This is a genomic window from Streptomyces sp. OfavH-34-F (assembly GCF_022347745.1).
GTDB lineage: Bacteria > Actinomycetota > Actinomycetes > Streptomycetales > Streptomycetaceae > Streptomyces.
Genome location: NZ_JAKRGC010000439.1, coordinates 1 through 4,088 on the forward strand (window position 1 = coordinate 1; position 4,088 = coordinate 4,088).

Sequence of the window (4,088 nt, forward strand, 5' to 3'; positions counted from 1 at the left end):
CTCAGGCCGCCAGCCGCCCCGGCATCACCGCGCGCGGGCCGAACCGCTCCCGCAGCCGGTCCGCGACCGCCTCGATCCGCCGGGCCCGCTCGTCCACCGGGTCGAGGCTCAGCTGCCGGGCGGCCCGTTCGGCCTCGCCCAGCCCCTCGGCGCGCACCCCGATCCCGCGCACCCTGGCCCGCTGGAGGGCGAACGAGTCATGGATGCGGTACGCGAGCGCGGTCAGCTCCGCGGAGTGCGCGGTGGGTTCGCGGAGCGTACGGCTCCGGGTCAGCGTCGCGTAGCCGGTCCGGTCGGCGTAGCGCACCGAGACCGCGAGCGAACGGCACACCTGCCCCTCCCCGCGCATCCGCGCGCCCAGCTCCTCGGTGAGCGACATGAGCGCGCCGCGCTGCCGCTCCCGGTCCAGCTCGTCGCGCGGGAAGGTGCGTTCGGCGGCGACCGCGCGGGCGGCGGCGTTCGGCACGACGGCGCTGCGGTCGATGCCGTGCGCCCGCTCCCACAGCTCGCGCCCGGCCCGCGCCCCGGTGATCCGCTGGAGGGTGGCGAGCGGGGCGGCGGCGATTCGGCCGACGGAGTCGAGCCCGTAGCCGCACAGCGTGCGGGCCGTCGCCGGCCCGACGCCGTCCAGCGCGGCGGCCGGCCGGTCCGCGAGGAAGCCGGCCACCCCGCCCTCGGGCACCACGAAGGTCGTCCCGGGCGCCGCCCGCCGCAGCGCCATCCGGGCCAGCATCGGGTTCTGGGCGGCCCCGATCGCGCAGTCCACCCCGTGCAGGGCCAGCGCGCGGACCCGGATCACCGAGGCCAGGCCCTGGACGTCCCGCCCGAAGTAGCGCAGCGCGCCGCGCACATCGGCCAGCGCCCCGTCCGGCGGGGCCGCCTCCACGAGCGGGGTGAGCGAGCCGAGCAGGGCGAGCAGCCCCGCGTACCCGGCGGCGTCCGGGGGGCCGCCGTCGATCCGGCGGAACCGCAGGCAGAGGATGCCGGGCCGCCCGTCGGCGGCGGGGCTCCCGTGCTCCCCGGCCGTCCCGTGCTCCTCGCTCATCCCGCGCTCCCCGGGCTCCGGTGCCACAGCTTCCGGCCGGTGGGCAGCCCCTCGCCCGCCGGCTTGAGGTCGGCCCACGGGTTCATCTCGTAACCGGTGGGCATCCGGATGCGGCGGCCGCCGTCGCCGTCCGGCGCCGGGTCCTCGCCGGTTCCGGGACCGGACCCGGGTTCGGGCTCGGGCACCCGGGCCAGCCGGGCCGCGACCGCGTCGAGCCCGCCGGTGCGCCGCAGTTCGGCCAGCTCCGCGAGGTCCCAGGCGGCCGCGCCGACGACGCTCAGGCTGCGGGACCCGCGCCGCTGCACCACCCCGCGCACCAGCAGCAGCCAGGAGTGGAAGACGGTGTGCGCGCAGGCGGCGTGGCTGTCGTCGAAGAAGGCCAGGTCGACCAGGCCCGTGCCGTCGTCCAGGGTGGTGAAGACGACCCGCCGGCCGGAGCGGACGGGCGGGGTCTGGGTCGCCGCCTTGGCGCCCGCGACCAGCACCGTCTCGCCGTGCCGGGCCTCGCGCAGCCGCTTGGCCGACACCGCGCCCAGCTCCTTGAGGAAGGCGTGGTGATCGCTCATCAGATGGCGGGAGACGTCCATGCTCAGCACGCCCAGTTCGGCGCTGAGCCGCTCCGCCTCGTTGAGGTCGGGCAGGCCGACCGGCGCGGTGCGGTGGCCGCCGTCGAGCGGGAGCTGCGCGCCGGAGCCGGCGCCCGGCCCCCGCTGGGCGCGGTGCAGTTCGGACAGGTGCAGCAGCAGGTCGCGGCGGTTGGCGCCGAACGCGTCCAGCGCGCCGACCCGTGCCAGCCGTTCGGCGGCCGGGCGGCCGGGGCGGGCCCGCTGCCAGAAGTCCAGCAGGGAGCCGTAGGGCTGCCCGGCCTCGATCCGGGCGGTCTCGGCCTCGCTGATCCCGTGCACGTCCGAGAGCGCCAGCCGCAGCCCCCAGCGCTTCTCCTCCGCCCTCTCATCAGACACCAGTTCGATTCGATGGGCGGCCGCCGACCGGTTCACGTCCAGGGGCAGCACCGGAACCCCGCGCCGCCGGGCGTCGGCGAGCAGCAGCCGCTTCGGGTACATGCCGGGGTCGTGGGTGAGTAGTCCGGCGTAGAAGGCCGCCGGGTGGTGGGCCTTCAGCCAGGCCGACTGGTACGTGGGCACCGCGAAGGCCACCGCGTGCGCCTTGCAGAAGCCGTAGCTGCCGAACGCCTCGATGATCTCCCAGGCGCGGGCGACGACCTCGGCCCCGTACCCGCGGGCCGCCGCGTGCTGGGCGAACCAGACCCTGATCCGGCCCTGCGACTCGGGGTCGGAGAGCCCGCGCCTGACCCGGTCGGCCTCGTCGCGGCCGCAGCCGGTCATGATGTCGACGATCTGGATGACCTGTTCGTGGAAGACCACCACGCCGTACGTCTCGCGCAGCGGTTCCTCCAGGTCGGGGTGCGGGTAGCGGACCGGGGCACGGCCGTGCCGGGCCTCGATGAACGGGCGGACCATGTCGGCGGAGACCGGGCCGGGGCGGAACAGCGAGATGTCGACCACCAGGTCGTGGAAGTTCTCCGGCTGGAGCCGGCCGACCAGGTCCCGCTGGCCGGGCGACTCGATCTGGAAGCAGCCCAGCGTCTCGGCCGTCCTGATCAGCCGGTACGTGCGCGGGTCGCCGGGCGCCACGGCGTCCAGGTCCACCTCGCGCCCCGAGGCGCGCTTCACCTCGGCGACCGCGTGCGCCATCGCCGACTGCATCCGTACGCCCAGCACGTCGAGCTTGAGCAGCCCGAGGTGCTCCACGTCGTCCTTGTCGAACTGGGACATCGGGAAGCCCTCGCCGCTGGTGGGCACGACGGGGGTACGGGACATCAGCGAGGAGTCCGAGAGGAGGACCCCGCACGGGTGCATGGCGACCCCGCGCGGCAGCGCGTCCAGCGCCTCCACCAGCTCCCACAGCCTCCCGTACGTCTCCCTGGTCCGGGCCACCTCGCGCAGTTCGGGCAGTTCCTCCATGGCCGCGCGGGCGTCGCGGGCCCGGATGTGCGGGAACGCCTTGGCGAGCCGGTCGGTCTCGGCCGGGTTCATGGAGAGCGCGGCGCCGACGTCGCGGATGGCGTGGCGCACCCGGTAGGTCTCGGGCATGGCGACGGTGGCGACCCGCTCGGCGCCGAAGCGGTCGATGATCGCGCGGTAGACGTCGAGGCGGCGGGCCGATTCGACGTCGATGTCGATGTCGGGCAGCACGAAGCGCCGCTTGGACAGGAAGCGCTCCATCAGCAGCCCGTGCTCGACCGGGTCGGCGTGGGCGATGCCCAGGAGGTGGTTGACCAGCGAACCGGCCCCGGAGCCGCGGGCGGCCACCCGGACCCTCATCGCGCGCACGTCGTCGACCACCTGGGCGACCGTCAGGAAGTACGAGGCGAAGCCGTGGTGGGCGATGATGTCCAGCTCGTGGTGCATCCGGTCCCAGTACTCCCGCCTGCGGTCGTAGCCGCGCAGCACCATGCCGGCGGCGGCGCGCGAGGCCAGCACCCGCTGGGCGGTACGCCGGTCGGCGCCGACGAGCCGGGGCTCGGGGAAGCGGACGGAGCCGAGGCCGATGTCGCCCTCGGGGTCCACGGCGCAGGCGTCGGCGGTGTGCCGGGTCTCGGCGAGCAGCCGCGCCCCGGCTCCGGCGCCGAGTCCGGCGGCGGCGGTGATCCGCTCGGCGGCCTCCGCCATCACCCGGGCGTCCTTGAGCCACCGCTCACCGCTGTCCAGCGGGGCGCGGCGCGGATCGACGGGGACGAGCCGGCGGGCGGCGTCGAGCACGTCGGCGACCGGGCCCTGGCCGGGGTCGGCGTACCGGACGGCGTTGGTCAGCACGGCCCGTACGCCCTGCTCGGCGGCGAGGCCGACGGTACGGGCGGCGAGCCGCAGCGAGCCGGGTCCGGTGCCGGCGCGTCCGTGGTGGACGGCTTCGAGCCGCAGGGCGTCGCCGTACCGCTCGCGCCAGGGGGCGAGGAGGGCGGCGGCCAGGTCGGGGCGGCCGGCCGACAGGGCGCGGCCCACGTCGGAGGCGGGTCCGAGCA

2 protein-coding genes are annotated in these 4,088 nt (G+C 76.2%); both read right to left on the reverse strand.

The annotated features are described in order from the left end of the window. Position 1: 1 nt before the first annotated feature. Entirely contained in the window at positions 2-1,045 is a 1,044-nt protein-coding gene (locus MHW47_RS32835; RefSeq protein WP_239227493.1) for a hypothetical protein, read from the reverse strand. Continuing rightward, a partial coding sequence (locus tag MHW47_RS32840; protein WP_239227494.1) for a DNA polymerase III subunit alpha occupies positions 1,042-4,088 on the reverse strand: 3,047 nt, incomplete at its 5' end. The genes MHW47_RS32835 and MHW47_RS32840, both read right to left, overlap by 4 nt.

Excerpts from the sequence above, each read along its gene's own strand:
- MHW47_RS32835 (WP_239227493.1), bottom strand. The coding sequence starts at position 1,045 with ATGAGCGAGGAGCACGGGACGGCCGGGGAGCACGGGAGCCCCGCCGCC.